General features: G+C 53.5%; 14 protein-coding genes. 3 read left to right on the plus strand and 11 right to left on the minus strand.

The window, feature by feature from the left end; translation table 11 throughout:
* Positions 1-160: 160 nt before the first annotated feature.
* Complete coding sequence (locus tag BMW46_RS04435) at positions 161-724, minus strand: RNA pyrophosphohydrolase (RefSeq protein WP_074705215.1); 564 nt, start codon at positions 722-724, stop codon at positions 161-163.
* 202 nt (positions 725-926) lie between these two features.
* On the opposite strand from BMW46_RS04435, the gene BMW46_RS04440 reads away from it, so the two are divergent.
* Positions 927-2,636 (plus strand): proline--tRNA ligase, encoded by a 1,710-nt coding sequence (locus BMW46_RS04440; RefSeq protein WP_074705217.1) that lies wholly within the window; start codon positions 927-929, stop codon positions 2,634-2,636.
* A gap of 127 nt (positions 2,637-2,763) precedes the next feature.
* On the opposite strand, the gene BMW46_RS04445 is transcribed toward BMW46_RS04440, so the two are convergent.
* From BMW46_RS04445 to BMW46_RS04455, 3 genes are all read right to left on the minus strand, one after another.
* Positions 2,764-3,306, minus strand: a complete 543-nt coding sequence (locus BMW46_RS04445; protein WP_074705220.1) for a TlpA family protein disulfide reductase — start codon at positions 3,304-3,306, stop codon at positions 2,764-2,766.
* 26 nt (positions 3,307-3,332) lie between these two features.
* Complete coding sequence (locus BMW46_RS04450; RefSeq protein ID WP_074705223.1) at positions 3,333-4,571, minus strand: YihY family inner membrane protein; 1,239 nt, start codon at positions 4,569-4,571, stop codon at positions 3,333-3,335.
* Positions 4,572-4,678: 107 nt separating this feature from the next.
* Positions 4,679-6,211, minus strand: coding sequence for a 2-isopropylmalate synthase (locus BMW46_RS04455; protein ID WP_074705225.1), 1,533 nt, complete (start codon positions 6,209-6,211; stop codon positions 4,679-4,681).
* A 323-nt stretch (positions 6,212-6,534) separates the two neighbouring features.
* Here BMW46_RS04455 and BMW46_RS04460 point away from each other — a divergent pair, with 323 nt between their 5' ends.
* Together BMW46_RS04460 and BMW46_RS04465 are read left to right on the plus strand one after the other, a co-directional pair.
* The gene (locus BMW46_RS04460) at positions 6,535-7,146 is read left to right on the plus strand and encodes an SCO family protein (protein WP_074705228.1); all 612 of its coding nucleotides are present in this window, start codon (positions 6,535-6,537) and stop codon (positions 7,144-7,146) included.
* 36 nt (positions 7,147-7,182) lie between these two features.
* Complete coding sequence (locus tag BMW46_RS04465; protein ID WP_074705230.1) at positions 7,183-8,007, plus strand: cytochrome c oxidase assembly protein; 825 nt, start codon at positions 7,183-7,185, stop codon at positions 8,005-8,007.
* 55 nt (positions 8,008-8,062) lie between these two features.
* Here BMW46_RS04465 and BMW46_RS04470 read toward each other — a convergent pair whose 3' ends face one another.
* From BMW46_RS04470 to BMW46_RS04500, 7 genes are all read right to left on the minus strand, one after another.
* The gene (locus BMW46_RS04470; RefSeq protein ID WP_074705233.1) at positions 8,063-9,439 is read right to left on the minus strand and encodes a c-type cytochrome; all 1,377 of its coding nucleotides are present in this window, start codon (positions 9,437-9,439) and stop codon (positions 8,063-8,065) included.
* Positions 9,421-9,867, minus strand: coding sequence for a hypothetical protein (locus BMW46_RS04475; protein WP_074705235.1), 447 nt, complete (start codon positions 9,865-9,867; stop codon positions 9,421-9,423). The genes BMW46_RS04470 and BMW46_RS04475 overlap by 19 nt, the downstream gene beginning before the upstream one ends.
* A 7-nt stretch (positions 9,868-9,874) precedes the next feature.
* Positions 9,875-10,483 (minus strand): cytochrome c oxidase subunit 3, encoded by a 609-nt coding sequence (locus BMW46_RS04480; protein WP_074705238.1) that lies wholly within the window; start codon positions 10,481-10,483, stop codon positions 9,875-9,877.
* Entirely contained in the window at positions 10,480-12,495 is a 2,016-nt protein-coding gene (gene ctaD, locus BMW46_RS04485) for a cytochrome c oxidase subunit I (RefSeq protein WP_074705241.1), read from the minus strand. The genes BMW46_RS04480 and ctaD overlap by 4 nt, the downstream gene beginning before the upstream one ends.
* Positions 12,496-12,498: 3 nt before the next feature.
* The gene (gene coxB, locus BMW46_RS04490; RefSeq protein ID WP_074705694.1) at positions 12,499-13,560 is read right to left on the minus strand and encodes a cytochrome c oxidase subunit II; all 1,062 of its coding nucleotides are present in this window, start codon (positions 13,558-13,560) and stop codon (positions 12,499-12,501) included.
* Positions 13,561-13,934: 374 nt separating this feature from the next.
* The gene (locus BMW46_RS04495; RefSeq protein ID WP_074705243.1) at positions 13,935-14,876 is read right to left on the minus strand and encodes a carbonic anhydrase family protein; all 942 of its coding nucleotides are present in this window, start codon (positions 14,874-14,876) and stop codon (positions 13,935-13,937) included.
* A gap of 424 nt (positions 14,877-15,300) precedes the next feature.
* Positions 15,301-16,893: a hypothetical protein gene (locus tag BMW46_RS04500; protein ID WP_074705246.1), complete on the minus strand. Its 1,593-nt coding sequence runs from the start codon at positions 16,891-16,893 to the stop codon at positions 15,301-15,303.
* Positions 16,894-17,361: the final 468 nt, after the last annotated feature.

Raw genomic sequence — 17,361 nt, forward strand, 5'->3', positions numbered from 1 at the left:
TCGCGAGTATATCCGATAGCCGCAATATCAATATTAAAGGCAGTGTGTGGCAACTAGCAGCTTTGCTGTCAGCTGCCTGATACGCATCAGTTCCCGTTGCGGCGGCAGCGGCACCTGTGGCGGTGATATTGTAACGAGCGCGCTTTTGCAATGCGATTGCTTATTCAGACTGCTTGGCGGTGCTGCCTGTGAGCTGCCCGCTGGCGGAATAGTCGCATTTTTCATATCCGCTGTGTCCGAAGGGAACAGGTGGACGATTCAGCAGACGTGCCAGTTCCGTCAGTGCCTGGCGGTAAACCTGGCGTTTAAACTCGACTACCGACTCCAACTCTACCCAGTACTGATTCCACCGCCATGCGTCAAATTCAGGACGCCCGCTGGTGTGGAGCGAAACGTCACAATCACTTCCCAGCAAGCGCAGCAGATACCAGATCTGTTTCTGCCCCCGGTAATTTCCCCGCCAGTCGCGTTTAATCCATTGGGCAGGTACATCGTATCGGAGCCAGTCGCGTGTGCGGCCGAGGATTTGCACGTGCCAGGGGCGCAATCCTACTTCTTCAGTCAATTCACGATACATTGCTTGTTCCGGACTTTCGCCGGGCTTGATACCTCCCTGAGGAAATTGCCAGGAGTCCTGTCTGATGCGTTTGCCCCAAAAAACCTCGTTCTTCGAATTGAGTAGAATGATTCCTACATTTGAGCGATATCCATTACGGTCGATCATATGATTCACCCGTTTGATCCTTCACGATAGGATTAGATTTTTCCACATTTCGTGCCGGATTGAAAGCTGTCACTGGTTGGGGGGCATCGGGAGGAGTGGCAACTGCATTATTGTTTGAACACTTTGCCTTTCAGATTCCTCATAGCCAACCTGCGCTGCTTTTCAGAGTAAAATCGGAGATTGGACTTGTTATGGACAGAATATGCGAGCATCAGGTTTTTTTATTTCGACACTCAAGGAAGCACCCTCCGAAGCGGAGTTGATTAGTCACAAGCTGATGCTGAGGGCCGGTCTCATCCGGCGTCTGGGAAGCGGTCTCTACACATGGATGCCCCTTGGCTTGAAGGTTCTGCGCAAAGTTGAAAACATCGTGCGGGAGGAAATGGATGCGGCGGGCGCACTGGAACTGCTGATGCCGGCTGTGCAGCCTGCGGAGCTATGGCGGGAAACAGGGCGATGGGACGTCTTTGGTCCCCAGATGTTGAAAATCAGAGACAGACACGAGCGCGATTTCTGTTTTGGTCCAACCCATGAAGAGGTCATCACGGATATTGCACGGCGTGAAATCAAGAGTTACCGGCAGTTACCTCTCAATTTTTATCAGATACAAACCAAATTTCGCGACGAGGTTCGCCCTCGCTTCGGCGTCATGCGCGCGCGCGAGTTCGTGATGAAAGATGCCTACTCGTTCCACACCGATATCCCCAGCCTGGAAGAGACCTATCAGGCGATGCACGTGGCCTATTGCCGGATATTTGATCGCTTGGGGCTGAGATTTCGCCCGGTCAAGGCCGATACGGGTGCGATTGGTGGCAGCAGTTCGCATGAATTTCATGTCCTGGCCGATTCCGGCGAAGACGCCATCGCTTTTTGTCCCGATTCCGATTACGCAGCGAACGTTGAAATGGCCGAGTCGCTGCCACCGGCAGTACTGCGGGAGCCTGCGGCGGGCGAGATGCGGAAAGTGCGAACAATCGCCCAAAAGACATGCGAAGAGGTTGCCGCCTTTCTCGAGGTATCCATCGAGCAGACGGTAAAAACGCTGGCGGTCATGGCCAATGGCGGAATGCATCTTTTGCTGCTGCGTGGCGATCATCATCTCAACGAGACAAAAGCTCGAAAGATTCCTTTTCTTTCCGATTTCCGGCTTGCCAGCGAAGAAGAAATTCGCACCGAAACAAGGTGTCTTCCCGGGTTTATCGGTCCTACCGGATTGTCTCTTCCGGTTATCGCAGACCGTACCGTAGCGGCCATGAGTAATTTCGTGTGTGGCGCCAACGAAGAGGATTATCACCTCGTCAACGTCAATTTCGGGCGTGATCTGAAAGAGCCGGATCATATTTTCGATATTCGCAACGTGGTTTCCGGGGACTTGTCGCCGGACGGAAAGGGTAAGCTGGAAATCTGCCGCGGCATAGAAGTCGGCCATATTTTCCAATTGCTCACAAAGTATTCGGAAGCGATGAAAGCCAATTATCTCGATGAATCCGGGCAAGCGTGTCCCATGGAAATGGGCTGCTACGGGATCGGGGTTTCACGTATTGTGGCAGCCGCCATCGAGCAGAACCATGACGAGCGCGGCATTATATTTCCCGCGGCAATGGCGCCATTCCAGGTAGTCATCATTCCGATCGGGTTGAAGAAGAATGCAGAAGTGAGGGTTGAGGCGGAGAAACTATACGCGATGCTTTCCAGCGCCGGCATCGAAGTTCTGCTCGACGATCGCGATGACCGTCCCGGTGTCATGTTCGCCGATATGGAACTGATCGGTATTCCTCACCGGGTTGTCGTCGGCGAGCGAGGCTTGAAGGAAGGAAATGCCGAGTACCGGGGGCGGCGCGACGAAAAATCGGTGGTCGTCCCGCTTCCTGAGATTGCAGATTTTATAAAATCAAAATTAGCCGGAAGTTGACGACAGAACCTTCTTAGTTTGCCGGCCTGATTGGCGCTCAATAGCCCGACCGTAGACTGATCCGAGGAGGACAAGGCTGAGGGCTGAGGAATTATTGCCCTCGCAGAGACTCAACCACTAACGTCCTCTAACGTCCTTTTGGCTGCGTTTTTCCAGCAGGCTGGGAGTTCGGAATATTGTTCGAATTCTCACGCATGAATTCTTCCAACGCTTCGCGGGACACAATCCCGATCTTATAAACTGCCGGCTTGCCTTCGGGATCGAAAACATAGGTAGTCGGCAGCATGGATACCGGGCCGACCTGGCGTGCCAGTTCCTGATCGCCCAACACGATCGGGTAGGTCACTGAAAGCCGTTTCGCATGTTTGAGCACAACGTCCGGGTTGCGATAATCCATCGCCACGCCGATCACCATTATGTCTTTTTTCCGACTTTCGTAGAGAGAGACAAGATCAGGAATTTCCTTCAGACATGGGGGACACCATGTGGCCCAGAAATTTACCAGCACCCATTTCCCCTTGAAATCGGAAAGGGACAGTTTCTTTCCGGTATGATCGGTAAAGGTAAAACCATAGGTTTGTGCAACCGGTACTGCCGAAAGCATGACGCATAAACAGAACCGGTAAAGCAGAATACTCAAATGGCATCGTTTCATATGACGTCGTTTCATTTTTCCAACAACTCCTCCAACCTTTGCTAAGCTGACATTTCTGCGGGTGGTTCCGGTTCCGCGGAAGCAAAAAGTTGCGACAGCGGAAGGCTCATTTTCTCATCGATCCCCACAGCAATATCATCGAGCAGCTGCTCCAGCCTGGTATCGCCCCCTGCTGTACCCCGTAGTGCTTCGGGACGAAACGCAAACAGGCGGTAGACATCGGCAATGCGGATCTCGGCGGGATCGAGTATTTGAACCCATCCCCCTCCCTGAACCTGTCGCACGAAATTGGCTTTCACCATGAGCTCCAGTATCCGCTCTACTTCTTCGGGACTTAGCATCAACTGCTGCTGCAAGCTGGAGGCGGTTTCAACTTTACCTGCCTTCAGCGCCTCTCCAAGTATCCCCAATAAACGCAATGCATCAAAAAACTGCTTACCCCTGGCGTTCGGGTCATCGCGCCACTCGCGGAAACGCCAGCTTGAAAGGGATGCGGCAATAACTGCTCCGAGCAGCACCATCAACCACGAAAGATAAAGCCATAGCAGGAAAATGGGAATAGTCGCAAAGGTGCCATATACTGCCTGATAAGTCGGGAATCGGGTGATGTAGAAGGCAAAGCCTTCCTTCATTATCTCGAATCCTATTGCCGCAGCCACCCCCCCCGCTATCGCGTGCTGCCATGCCACCTGGCGATTCGGCACAATGAGATAGGAAGTCGAAAAGGCAATACTCGTCAGCACGAGCGGACCCAACCGCAAAAGCATAATGTCCCCACCCGGGATATCACGGGTAAATCCCATGGTGGTGGTCATGAGCCAGGACGTAAGCGACAGGCTCGCGCCGATCAATAAGGGGCCAATCGTCAGAACGGACCAATATATCAGGAGGCGATGCAGGAGCGGACGCAGCCGGGATACTCGCCAGATGCTGTTGAGCGCTTCGTCTATTGTGAGCATGAGCGCAAGCGCGGTTACGCCCAGGAAGGCGATGCCGATCGCGGTCAGCTTGGCCGCATTGTCAGCGAATTGCTGCATATACACGGAGATGACCTTGTTTGCTGCGTCCGGCACCATGGTGGTGAGAATGAATTCCTTTATCCGATCCGAGAATTCAGCGAATGCGGGAAACGCCGCTACTACCGATAACCCAATCGCGAGCAGCGGTACCAACGAAAGCAAGGTAGTGAAGGTAAGGCTGCCCGCAATCTGGGTGCAGTTGTGCTGGAAAAAGCGCACAAGGACATAGTGCATGAAATCGACGGGGCGTACGGATTTCATTACTTTTGCGACAGGTCGTGAGGATTGAGAGAAAAGTTCCACGCGCAGCCCCACTTTGGAGGCAGGACAGACAGTCCCGGTTTGTCCTGCCGCGTTCTTCAAGATTTCTACACTTGCGGGTGTGCCCGCTCCAGCTTGCTGTGCAGCTTGTTCAGAGCGCTGAGATACGCCTTGGCGGAGGCGACGACAATGTCCGTATCAGCGCCATTACCATTGACGATACGGCCCGACTTCTGCAACCGGACCGTGACCTCGCCCTGGGAATCGGTACCGCTGGTGATCGCATTGACGGAGTAGAGCTGCAGTTCCACGCCGCTGTTCAGTATCTTTTCGATGGCGCGAAAAGTGGCGTCGACCGGTCCGCTTCCATCCGACTCCGCACGGGATTCCCTGCCTTCTTCACCGATTACTATACTAGCATGGGGAGTTTCACCGGTTTCGCTGTGCGCCGTCAGTGACAGGAGCTTGTAATGCTCCTGCAGGGCGGCGGCGTCATCGGAAACCAGGGCATGCAGGTCTTCATCGAAAATATCATGCTTCTTGTCCGCCAGCTCCTTGAAGCGCATGAAGGTAGCATTAAGGATTTCTTCCGATTCCAGCTCGATCCCGAGCTCTGCCAGCCGACTGCGGAAGGCGTTGCGTCCCGAATGCTTGCCCAGCAGCAATTTGTTTGCCCCCCAGCCGACATCCTCCGCTCGCATGATTTCATATGTTTCGCGGTGTTTCAATACGCCGTCCTGATGTATCCCGGATTCGTGTGCGAATGCGTTTGCTCCCACAATTGCCTTGTTCGGCTGTACCGGAAACCCGGTAACGCCCGAAACCAGCTTGCTTGCGGGCACAATATGGACGGTATCGATGCGGGTATCACAAGGAAAGAAATCCTGGCGGGTGCGCACAGCCATGACGATCTCCTCCAGGGAGGCATTGCCCGCGCGCTCGCCCAGTCCGTTTACTGTGCATTCGACCTGGCGCGCTCCGTTCATCACTGCCGACAACGAATTGGCCACTGCCAGTCCAAGATCATTATGGCAATGCACCGAGAATATGACTTTATCCGAATTGGGAATCCTCTCGCGGAGGGTACGAATGAGTTCCCCGAATTGCTGGGGCATGGTATAGCCCACCGTATCGGGAATATTCACAGTTCCCGCTCCGGCATCGATGACCGCTTCGAGCACGCGGCAAAGAAAGGCGATGTCAGAGCGTCCCGCATCCTCAGGGGAGAATTCGACGTCATCGGTGTATTGGCGCGCCCATTTCACCGCTTTCACCGCCTGTTCCACCACCTGATCCGGGGACATGCGCAGTTTCTTTTCCATGTGAATGGGTGAGGTGGCGATAAAGGTGTGGATGCGCGCCGAGTTGGCTCCCTGCAATGCTTCGCCTGCACGCCTGATATCGCCTTCGATTGCACGGGCAAGGCCGCATATGGTACTTCCCTTGATCGCAGCCGCTACGGCTTTTACCGCTTCGAAATCGCCATTCGAGGCAGCTGGAAACCCCGCTTCAATGACATCAACCCGCATTCGTTCGAGTTGTCGAGCGATGCGTACTTTCTCCTCCCTCGTCATGGAGGCACCCGGGCTTTGCTCGCCGTCACGCAAGGTGGTATCAAAAATGATGAGATGGTCTTTCAATTGTTTCTCCGTTTTTCAGAAAGAATACTCGAACTCTGATAGGGAATCCAGAAACGGATTCCATCGATAAAAACTGGTAAAGACTTGAGGGAGATCGGTAATTAGCGCGCGAGGCGCAGCAGCGGTCTTGCAAGAAGCTGCAGGCGGGGCTGAAGGCAGAATGGAATGGACTGAACGAAGTTTGCGATGTGCATGTCCCAAATATAAAGGGTTTCCGGAACGCGTGCAATAGCGAAATTGAATGCTATATTGAAACTGACCGGTATTGAAACTGATCGATTGACTCTCCAGGAAGGCTCCTCAAGAATTTTCGATGCTTCTCAATGGGTAAGAACTTTGCCGGAAGCCGGAACTTTGGTTACGACCGACTCGCGGCGGGTCTTGTGATTGCGCTCGCCATGAGCGCATGCAATTCGACAGAACAAGGACATGTAAAGGAGGTCACCGGCCACTTGCCGGATTTGAGTTTTTCTCTCAGCTCCGATGAGGGGCAGCCGGTTACAGCCAAAACATATGAGGGAAAAGTATTGCTCATGTATTTTGGATTTACACATTGCCGGGAAGAGTGTCCGATTTCCATGGCGCGTCTTACGCGGGTAATGCATCTCCTCGGGGAAGACGCAGATCGGGCGCATATCCTCTTTGTAACCGTGGACCCGACGCGGGATGGTCCCAGGGAATTGCGCCGCTATCTGGCGCAATTCGATCTTGAGCAGGCGACAGGATTGACCGGCACTCCAGATGAAATCGGGGGGCTTGCAAAACGATACCGCAATGCGTTCCGGCCGCATTTTCCCGCTGGGGGAGAGGGCGGCATCATGCATGGCGACGCGGTTTATATATTTGACACACAAGGCCGCGCTCGCCTGCTGGCAACCTCCGGCGATCCAGAAGAGACGCTGGCGGAAGACCTGCGGGATTTGCTTCCTTCCTGAAAAACTTTTCCAGGCAAATAACGGATATTAATTGTAATGGAATGGTTTTACTGGCTGGTGCCTTGGGAAGAGTCTATTCTGGTGGTTGCCGCCACTGGTAGCGCAGCTCTTTTCTTTCTGAGAGGCTGCGCCTTGGTTCGTCCGTCGCTCCATCGCAAATTGTGCTTCTGGGGTGGATTAAGCCTGGTATATCTCGTTTCTCACACTCAGCTCGATTATTACTCCGAGCACCAGTTTTTCATTCACCGGCTTCAGCATCTTGCATTGCATCATCTCGGGCCTTTTCTGATTGTATTGAGCAGGCCATGCCCGGTTCTTCTTGCGGGCATGCCGTCAAGGATGAGGCAGGCATTTCATCTGATGGCGGGATGGAAGCCCATTCAATATCCCGCTCAGGCTTTGTGCAACCCGGTCGTCGCAGTCGTACTGTTCAGCATGCTCATCGGCTTCTGGTTGCTGCCTTCGATCCATTTTACGGCGATGATCGATTGGCGTCTCTATCGTGTGATGAACTGGAGCATGTTTCTCAGCGGATTGATTTTCTGGGGACTGGTCTTAACTCCCGGTCCGGTGTTTGCCGTCAAGCTGTCACCCGGCTCTCGCATTGGCATGATGCTTGCCATAATTCCGCCTCAAATCGTCATCGGCGCCATCATTTTCTTTACTTCTCACGAGTTGTATCCGATCTATACGATTTGCGGACGTGCTATTGGCGGTATCAACGCCCTTGCGGATCAGCAGATCGGAGGCATCATTCTGTGGATACACGGTGCGATGATGAGCGCGGTCGGGATTCTGATTGTCATCCTGATGGAATTGATGCTTGCAGAATATCCGAAACACGGACAAAAGGTAGCATAAACCTTTGCTTTCCTCTTTCCCATTTCCGGACGGGTAGAAACAAAATCTTTTGCAATTACTCGTTCAGGGCTTCACGCATCAAATATACATCGCGAGTGGTCACAGGCGGAGCCTTGTTGCCCCAGCTGTTACGGATGAACGTGAGCACTTCAGCGATTTCCCGGTCGGTAAATCTTTCGGCATAGCCTGGCATTTTCTCCGGTTTCGGTCCCGTCTTTGTCCACGGGCCTTTTCCTCCTTCCAGCATGAGCCGGATCAGGGAAGAGGCATTCTCCGAAAGCACGATCGAACTTCCAGATAGGGGAGGAAACTTTGGCGGTTTGCCACTTCCCTCACTCCGATGGCATTTGGCGCAGAAGCCACTATATATTCCCGCGCCTGGTTTCTCGAACCGGCTCATTCCGACGGGAACGACAGCCGGCGTTCTGCGAGGGTTATACGATGACTTTTCTCCGTTGGCAGGAAGTGATTTGAGGTAATGGGCGACCGCATCGAGGTCCTCATGACGCAGGTACTGGGTGCTGTTTTCAATGACAGTGACCATACTGCCAAATGCAACGGTATGGCCACTATGGCCGGTCTTGAGAAATGCGGCAATCTCCTCTTCCGTCCATCTGCCCAGGCCCGATGCGGTGTTTCCGGTCAATTCCGGAGCAAACCAGTTATCTATCATCGCACCGGTCAAATAGTCGGATGAGGTTTCCGAATAGGCCTTTTCCTGATAGGCCAAACCGCGCGGAGTATGACAGGCACCACAGTGACCGAGTGCCTGCACCAGGTATGCACCGCGGTTCCACTTTTCACCCCGATCAGTACGGGATTCGAACCGTTTGTGTTCCACAAAGGCAAGATCCCAGAACTTGAGGGTCCAGCGCTGATTGAAGGGGAATGGCAGGCGAGTCTGCGAGGGCGTGTGCCGGACCGGTTTCACCCCGTGCATGAAGTAGGCATATAACGCGCGCACATCGTTGTCCGACATTGCCGTGAATGACGGGTAAGGCATGGCCGGGTACAACCATTTGCCGTCCTTCCTGATGCCGCCGCGCACGGCCCGGCTGAAATCCTCATAGCTGTAGCGGCCGATGCCAGTTTCTGGATCAGGCGTAATATTGGTCGAATAAATGGTACCGAAGGGTGAATTGATTGCCAATCCGCCCCCAAAAGCCGGGTGAGCGGCTCCTGCCGTGTGACATCCGGTGCAGTCTGCGATAGTGGCGAGATAGGCGCCGCGTGTAATCAGTGTGCTCTCACCCTCCCCCCCAGCATCTGCGGCATGACCGGCAGCGGCAGTCGCAATGGAAACCGGCGCCACGACTGCACCCATGGCAAGCAGGACAGCACTCAGAAGAATTCCAGTTTCTTTGCCCTTCCGGATGATCCAATCGAAAACCGCCATGCGCGGCTTTATGTGCTTCAGATCCAGGCGCTGCATGATCGGATCGAAAGCACGGCAAAAGTGTTGAACAGGATCGCAACGATGAACACAAAGCTCGACATCATTCCCAGCATCGTCAGAAATCGCGCCTGCCCTTCATCTTTCTGAAAGGGAAGCTGTTTATTCGACGCGTCTTTCGAGTAGCGGGCGAGGCTCCGCCAGGAGGCAAGAGCGATATAGCCGGAAAATAGAGCGCCGGCCAGGCAGACAAAGCCTATTGTTGCCAGTATTGCCGTCAATCCGGGCCAAAGCGGGACAGGGAGCGGAAACTGATGCGGATAGCAGGCATAGGCGGCAATCGGCGGGGTCAACGCCATTTGCATTACCCAGGCTCCGGGCGCGCCGAAGAGCGCAAGCAATGTCCTGATCCTTTGCGGGGAATGAAGGAAGTGATGTTCTGTGGAAACAGTTTGTCTTGCATCCATTTGAAGATCATCCGCGCTGGAGATAAGGAGACAAATACAAGGCGGAGAAAACGAACAGCCAGACGACATCGACAAAATGCCAGTAAACCCCGCCGATGGTGATTGCAACATGACGCTTGTGGTCAAAATAACCCATCATGGTCCAGGCGAGCAGGAGCAAAAGCACTCCCAGTCCGATAATGACATGGCACAAGTGAAAGCCGGTGATCGTAAAGTAGAGTGATCCGTACAGGTCGGAGTTGATGCTGAATGTCTTGTTTTTCCACTCCAGAAGCTGAATCGCGACAAAGGCGCTACCCAAGGCAATCGCGGCGATAAATCCGAAAATGCTGGATCGTGTTCCACCTTGCTGGATGCGCCGTTCTCCCGCCCAGAAAGCAGCGCTGCTGGCAAGCAGGATGATGGTATTGATGCCCGGAATGAGCAGGCCCGGCAATCCGGTTGGGGGCCAGTCCTGCCCGCTTTGTGCCGCGAGGTAGAAGTAGGTGAACAGCAGGTATCCGAACAGGGAAGCCTCGGTTACGATGAGCGCGATCATCCCCCACCATCCGCCGGAGAGCTTACCGACGCTTCCCACCGGCAAAGGCTGGCTGACGACGCGGGCAGTCTCGCTCATGGGCCTTCTCCTCCTCTTCCGGCAGAGGCTGGGCCGTGCCTGGTAGTACGCTGACCCAGTTTCCTGCGAGGCCACATCCAGCTGCTCAACGCGGCACAGCTTAAAGCCGCCATTAATGCGGTGAATGTCCATGAATGCAGCAACAGGCCGACGAATAGCAACGAGACGAACAAACCGACAAGGAAAGGCGTATAGGAATCCTCCGGCATTTTGAGGATGACAACCGGCTTTGCATCGATGGGCGAGGTGCCCAGTGTTTCCCGGCCCCGCATCAGCAGGTAACCTTCTTCCAGTTTGGTTCGGCTATGTTCTTCTTCTCCTTCGATCCGTCCCTCCCATAACGGGTGCCGGCTGGCAATCGTAGGAATAGTCGCAAAGTTATAAGCGGGCGGCGGGGAAGATACTGCCCATTCCAGAGTGGGCGCATCCCATGGATTGGCGCCTGCCCGCGCTCCACGTTTCACGCTGAGGACGACATTGACGAGGAAGATCAGCACGCCAACGGCGAATATGAAGGATCCGACAGTCGTAATCAGGTTGACTTCGTCCCACCCCATGCGGGAGGGATAGGTATAAATGCGGCGCGGCATCCCGAGCAGTCCAGCGATATGCATTGGAAAAAATCCGGCGTTGAAGCCAATAAACATGGTCCAGAAACTCCACTTGCCCAGTTTTTCACTCATCATGCGCCCGGTGAATTTGGGAAACCAGTAGTAGATCGCTCCTACCACCGGAAACACGTTGATCCCGAGCAGGACATAGTGCAGGTGCGCCACGATGAAGTAGGTTTCGTTAAGTTGCCAGTCGAGCGGCACCGCGGCTGTCATGACTCCCGACATGCCCCCGATGATGAACAGCGCGACGAAACCGGCAAAAAACAGAAAAGGGGTCTTGAATACGGGTTTTCCCAGCCAGATGGTCGCAATCCAGGCGAAGACGGCGACCGCGCTGGGAATGGAGATGACCATGCTGGCGGCGCCGAAAATCGACAGAGCCACTGTTGGCAGCCCCGTGGCGAACATATGATGGACCCACACCCCGAAACCGAGCAGCATGGTTGCCATGGTGGCAAGGGCCACTGCCGTGTAACCCACGAGCGGCCGGCGACAGAATGTAGGCAGGGCATCGGAAACGATGCCCATTGCCGGAAGCACAACCACATAGACCCAGGGATGGCCGAAAATCCAGAACAAGTGCTGCCAAAGCAGGGGCTGACCGTTATTTGCCACATCAAAAAAATGCGCGCCTATCTGGCGGTCGAGCCACAACAGAAAGAACGCGAGGCTGACGGCGGGGATTGCGAACAGGTTAGCCACGGAGGCGGTGAGCGTTCCCCACACCAGGATGGGGACACGGTTTATGGTCATGCCCGGTGCTCGCATCCTGAACAGCGTAACCACGAAATTAATCGATCCCACCGTTGTAGAAATCCCGAGCAGCACCATGCCGAGCGCAAAGACGTCGATATTGGGTCCGGTGTTATATATCGGGCCCGAGAAGGGCACATAATTGAACCAGCCCGCATTCGGCGCCTGCCCAAGAGGGAAGCTGATGTACATGAAGAGGCCGGCGAACAGAAAAATCCAGTAGGAAAGTGCATTGAGGCGCGGAAAGGCCATATCCCTGGAACCGAGCAAAAGCGGCCAGAGGTAGTTGGAGAAACCGGACAGAACGGGCAATGCGTAGAGGAAAATCATGGTGACGCCATGCATCGTGAAAAGCTGGTTGTATTGCTCCGGCGTCAGAAACGCCATATCCGGCCCGGCAAGCTGGATGCGCAGGAACAGTGCTTCGATTCCGCCGATCACGAGGAAAAGAAAGGCCGTGACGAGATATCGTACCCCGATCGTTTTATGATCTACTGTGGAGAGCCATCCGCGCCAACCTGGCGCCGTCTCCCAGATCTTCTCCAGACGCGCTTCGATTGCGGATCCCGCAGGAATACGTCCCATTTCCGGGATCCGCTCGAGAGGGGGGTCGATGCGATACTGGGGGGCGTCGGTAGCGGCCATACTCTAGTTCAGTGTCGAAAGATAGGAGGCCAGTGCTGAAGCTTCACTATCCGATAATGCGATGCTTGGCATGCGTGCTCCGGGCTTGAAGTACTGTGCACGGGTAATCCAATCCATCAGGTGATCCGGTGTATTGGTCAACAGTCCGGCAGCAATGCGACCGCGCGAGTTCAGATGCGTGAGATCAGGACCGTGCAGGCCTTCCGCTTCTGTTCCACGCACTGCATGACATCCCCCGCAGCGATCCATGAACAGCTTGTATCCATGCTCATTGTGTTCTGATACAGGGAAAGCCGTGCGGCGCTGCGCCTCTTGCCATTTCTCGAAATCCTGATCGCTTTCCGCAACCACTTCCAGATTCATATGGGCGTGCGCCACCCCACAAAATTGTGCGCATTGACCAACATAAACGCCGGGGGCGTCTGCCTGAATCCACTTCTGATTGACCAGCCCCGGAATCATTTGAGTTTTTCCGGCGAGTACGGGTACCCAGAATGCGTGAATGACATCCGCGCTTTTCAACTTGAGCAGTACAGGCCTGCCTACAGGTATATGAATTTCATTGGCGGTCACAAAACGTTTCGCCGGATCGGCATGCTCGTATTCAATGCTCCACCACCAGTCGTAACCGGTTACAGTCAGGGTGAGGGCTGGAGCCTCGGTGGGCTTGGCAACCGCATTGAGCACGGCCAGGAAATAAACGGTGAGCCCCGCCAATATGAAGGTGGAAATGCCTGTACCGATATAAACCCATCTGAGTCCTCCGCTCTCGGCGCCAATCATGCCGGAGTCGGCAGAGCTGCGCTTGCGAACTATGGCGATTACCAGGAGCAGTATGACGATAAAGGTAATGGCGGAGAGCAAAGCCGTCATCAGCCACCCCAGATGCATGACGGGTGTGGCGGCGGGTCCGTAGCTATACAGGAAATAGTTTAAAGGGGTGCGCAGCGTGTCTGCTGCTTCGGATGGTCTTGCAGCGATCGTGGATAGCGCCAGAAACGTTATCCGGAAACGCAGGTTTTTTATTGCCGACCTGGAATCGAAACCTGACTTGGAAGCTTTCATGGGCTTGACCAACTCCAGTGTACGCAGAGATGCAACAATATGCGCGATCCCGGCTGCGGCGGAGTGACTGAAGGCGGAGCGGACTGCAAGGGAATATTGAACTCCCACCCTCGGCCTGGTGTTGGCGTGCAATAATCATGCACTTTCCAGCATGCAGGGAACCGACGATGTCGCAGTGTTTTCAAAAATTCTACACTGCTCATTCGGGTCTTCTGTGCGTTAGCGTACGTAGGGTTTCGAAAAAACCCTGAACAGGTCAGCACTCCTGTTCAGGGGTAGTTCCTAATGCTCTTTCAGTTTGCAGTTTGGAAGGAGGCCGGAAAACAGGCGCTACATTGCTGGAACCGACCGGAGACACGAGCCTGAAATGCGATTCAGGCTGTTCCAGCTGATCTTGCTCCACGTTTGAGGCCAATAAAACTGATTACCGCGAGTCCGGCGAGGAGCATGGCGTAGGTTGATGGTTCGGGAACGCTCGTCGCAAGTTTGGATAGGTCGGCCGTGACAGAAACGTTTGCTTCCAGGCCAGGGATCAGCGTGCCCAGGAGATCTGGGTTGGAATCGCCGTGAATGCTGACGAAGCCAGGCACGTCGGTAAGCACGATCCGACCGTTCAAATCCTGAATCTCGCGCGAATTGCCTTCGGGAAACAGTGATTTGAAGGCATTGATCTGACTCCCGGATAGATATAGCGGAGAGGCCAGTTCAACCCAGCTTACTCCTTCTGTAAAAGGCGGTGTCGTCAACGAACCAGAGTAGCGGAAAGAACCGAGATAATTCGGCAGAAGATTGTTCAGGTTGAAGTGCTCGATATTCAGTGTTTCATCAGTAGTTTTCGGCAAATCGGAGAAAATGGGAGCGAGTGCCTGGTTCTTGAAGAGGCCTTGCTCGATATCCCGGCCGACCACGAGTAGATTGTTCGCAGCATCGCTGAAGACGAGGTGCATCTCCATGGGACTGGCTCGACCATTTATCAAATGCTCCGAGGGGGTGTGAAAGTGGAATTGAGCGAGGTTCCATTGATGTCCTGACAACATCAAGGTTCCTTCACCGGGACTGACATTAGCCCTGATAGTACTTTCGTGATCAGGGGAGCCGTTATTGATCACGGTAAGCGGGGTATCGGAACTGAGATTGAAGTTCAACTTGGGCAGATTTCCGTAATAGGTGCTATTCGAGCGAATATCGATTGGACTTTGTGCTTCCATCAATTCCAGATTGCTCGCCAGCGTACCCGCATATGCAGTATTGAAGCTCAGCAAGAAAAGGACCGCGGCAAGCACGGCCACCCTCAGGGATCGAGATGTTTCATTCATAAAATGACCTCAGAAAAATAGATGTTCATAGGGTTTATAGGATGAAAGTTCTAAAAGCTTGAGAAATTCCGAATGATCGGTTCCAGCGCTCGTCAGATCGGAGAGCAACTGGTTGGAACAGACGGGGAAGATGAACTGGTGCTTGGCCAGTCGCTGTTGTTATGAGCCACCGAGTCGGCAGCCGCTCCCCGCACGAAACCTGCTGAAGGCTTGAAACCTTGCGAAGAACGACACCCGAGTGGTGACGGAAGCCCTTTTTATGCAGCCGGTGATGCTACGAACTGCAGAGGGCGGATGGCCTGCTTTGCCGGGCTTCGTCAGCCTTCTATTGCAGACTCTTGTTGAAATGGAAGTTGATTCAATTCTTGACGTTCGACTCGTCCAAGTCCCTCCACGCAAGTGGGACTCATCACGGACGAAAGTGTCAGAAGGCAATCTGATATTGCAGGACGAATTGATTCCTGTTTGAAATTTTGTATCCGGCTGAGTTGAATATGGGCCGGTTCTGGATATCGAAAGTCAGTTTGCTGTTATGTCCCTTGATCAGCCAGTTTATCCCACCATTGAATACATTCATCTGATCATGCAAACGCTCAAAGTCTGCGCTGATGAAAGAGAAGTAAGGCATCAACTGGCCATTGTTTCCACCAAGGAGGTCCTTGGGCAGCAGATATCCTATTTGCCCATACCATTGATTGCCTGTGCCAAACATGGGGAAGGCATTGCCGCCGACACTGGCCGGGTTTACCCCGTTGCCGTTCATGCGCAGATAGTTGGGGCCATAATTGGTATTGAAGTAACCGATATAAGCGGATATCGCAGTTTCCTTCACCTTGTCTACCGGAGCATCCAGATAGGCTGCAACCGACCATAAATTCATATCGTGGAACTGGGCTGTGGCTTCCGTAAGGCCGGTCCAGGTTGCATTTTTCTGCGTAATGAAACCTGCTTCCAGGTTCAGGATGCTTTTCTTGCCCAGATAGGTACCCTGCATGTAAGGATTGGTCATCGGCTCCTTATCCCAGAAATTCCACATGAAGAACCCCTGGTACTGTTTCCTGTGGCCGGTTCGAGCAAATTGGGCGTTTACCGGGGAAATGACTTCAGGAGGAAGCCCGGCAGTATTGATGGGGAACGGGTCACTTGCCGTAATGCGATAGTTGAGGGGGCCGATCTGGCCTCTCAGGTAGACGCTCAGCTTACGGTTGAATTGGTCGGTACGATCAGCAGTTGCCTGAGCCACCAGTGGCACATCCATCGTCATGATCGTGCTCACGCTGGGACTGCTGAAGCGGGAAAGACCATTGGCCATGACAAGACCCCCCCCCACGATCATCTGATGTCCCTGTGTCAGCCGTAATTCGCCAAAGGCATCGTGAAAGAAGGATTGAAGCTTTCTGTTATCGGCGTTCTGACTCAGGAAATTAAAATTGTTCATCCCGTACTGGGTATAAAAATATACCCGATCGGTCAATTGTCCCTGTAATACAAAACGCGTACGACGCAGGCTGATGTCAGTGACATCATCCACTGACTCACCCAGCACAGTGGAGCCGGGGTTGGTTTGTTCATATCGCGCCCATACCTGATTCAGGAAGCCGAATTTGATGTATTGGCTTCCATCCGGATTCAGGTTGAACTTGAACGGGTCCTTCTCTTTCCAGTTCGCGTATCCATATCCTCCCTGGGGTTTTTCCTGGGATTTTTCCACGGATTTCGGGACGTCGCGCACCAGCACGCCTCCCTCGCCCTTTGCCTTGCCGTCAGCAACGACCCCATCCTGGCTCGATGTGGCCACGGGTTTTGCCGGTTTCTCCGAAACTTTTTCAAAGGAACCCATGCGGACACGTCCTTCTCCAGGCTCGGCATAAATCTGTTTTGTTTTGGTATCGACATAGAGGTCGATGACGTAAGACGCTGCGGTATCGGGGTCTGAAGACGCTGGTTTTTCTTCGGCATACAGCGGAGCTGCAAGCAGGCAACCCGATAACAACACAAGCGAAGGTTTATATTTCATTTGACGCTCCCTTTCTAGTTATGCCACATGCTTAATTACCCACATTCCAAAAGTGGGAAATGCTGAGGTTATGGGGGAAAAATAACATGGCATATGTCAAGAAAATGTCATTCAAAAGTGAAGAAATAGTGAATTTCCTACGAAAAAGCAGGAGAATAGACAAAAATGAAATACAGTATATACACCGGGGAACCCGTATGCAAAACGTCTATGACAAGGTATTTTTGGAAGAATCGGATCTCTTGGGGGTAAAGAATTACATTGGAAAATTGCAACGAGTCCTGGAAGAAACTGATCCGTTTCGTTGGAAATGAACGAACAGCTGAAGGCGCCGGCAGGGAAAGTAGAAGAGCGGGCTGTCAGATTCCGTGGGGCGGTCTGGGACACGACGACACGAAAACCAGACGCTGGGGAATGAGGTGTGGAACATCTCAAAAGCGCAAAAGGGTGTGCGCGCGACCTGACAAC

Source organism: Nitrosospira multiformis (assembly GCF_900111585.1).
GTDB classification, from domain to species: Bacteria; Pseudomonadota; Gammaproteobacteria; order Burkholderiales; family Nitrosomonadaceae; genus Nitrosospira; species Nitrosospira multiformis_B.

Excerpts from the sequence above, each read along its gene's own strand:
- BMW46_RS04435 (WP_074705215.1), bottom strand. The coding sequence starts at position 724 with ATGATCGACCGTAATGGATATCGCTCAAATGTAGGAATCATTCTACTC.
- BMW46_RS04440 (WP_074705217.1), top strand. The coding sequence starts at position 927 with ATGCGAGCATCAGGTTTTTTTATTTCGACACTCAAGGAAGCACCCTCC.
- BMW46_RS04445 (WP_074705220.1), bottom strand. The coding sequence starts at position 3,306 with ATGAAACGACGTCATATGAAACGATGCCATTTGAGTATTCTGCTTTAC.
- BMW46_RS04450 (WP_074705223.1), bottom strand. The coding sequence starts at position 4,571 with ATGAAATCCGTACGCCCCGTCGATTTCATGCACTATGTCCTTGTGCGC.
- BMW46_RS04460 (WP_074705228.1), top strand. The coding sequence starts at position 6,535 with ATGGGTAAGAACTTTGCCGGAAGCCGGAACTTTGGTTACGACCGACTC.
- BMW46_RS04465 (WP_074705230.1), top strand. The coding sequence starts at position 7,183 with ATGGAATGGTTTTACTGGCTGGTGCCTTGGGAAGAGTCTATTCTGGTG.
- BMW46_RS04470 (WP_074705233.1), bottom strand. The coding sequence starts at position 9,439 with ATGCAGCGCCTGGATCTGAAGCACATAAAGCCGCGCATGGCGGTTTTC.
- BMW46_RS04475 (WP_074705235.1), bottom strand. The coding sequence starts at position 9,867 with ATGGATGCAAGACAAACTGTTTCCACAGAACATCACTTCCTTCATTCC.
- BMW46_RS04480 (WP_074705238.1), bottom strand. The coding sequence starts at position 10,483 with ATGAGCGAGACTGCCCGCGTCGTCAGCCAGCCTTTGCCGGTGGGAAGC.
- ctaD (WP_074705241.1), bottom strand. The coding sequence starts at position 12,495 with ATGGCCGCTACCGACGCCCCCCAGTATCGCATCGACCCCCCTCTCGAG.
- coxB (WP_074705694.1), bottom strand. The coding sequence starts at position 13,560 with ATGAAAGCTTCCAAGTCAGGTTTCGATTCCAGGTCGGCAATAAAAAAC.
- BMW46_RS04495 (WP_074705243.1), bottom strand. The coding sequence starts at position 14,876 with ATGAATGAAACATCTCGATCCCTGAGGGTGGCCGTGCTTGCCGCGGTC.
- BMW46_RS04500 (WP_074705246.1), bottom strand. The coding sequence starts at position 16,893 with ATGAAATATAAACCTTCGCTTGTGTTGTTATCGGGTTGCCTGCTTGCA.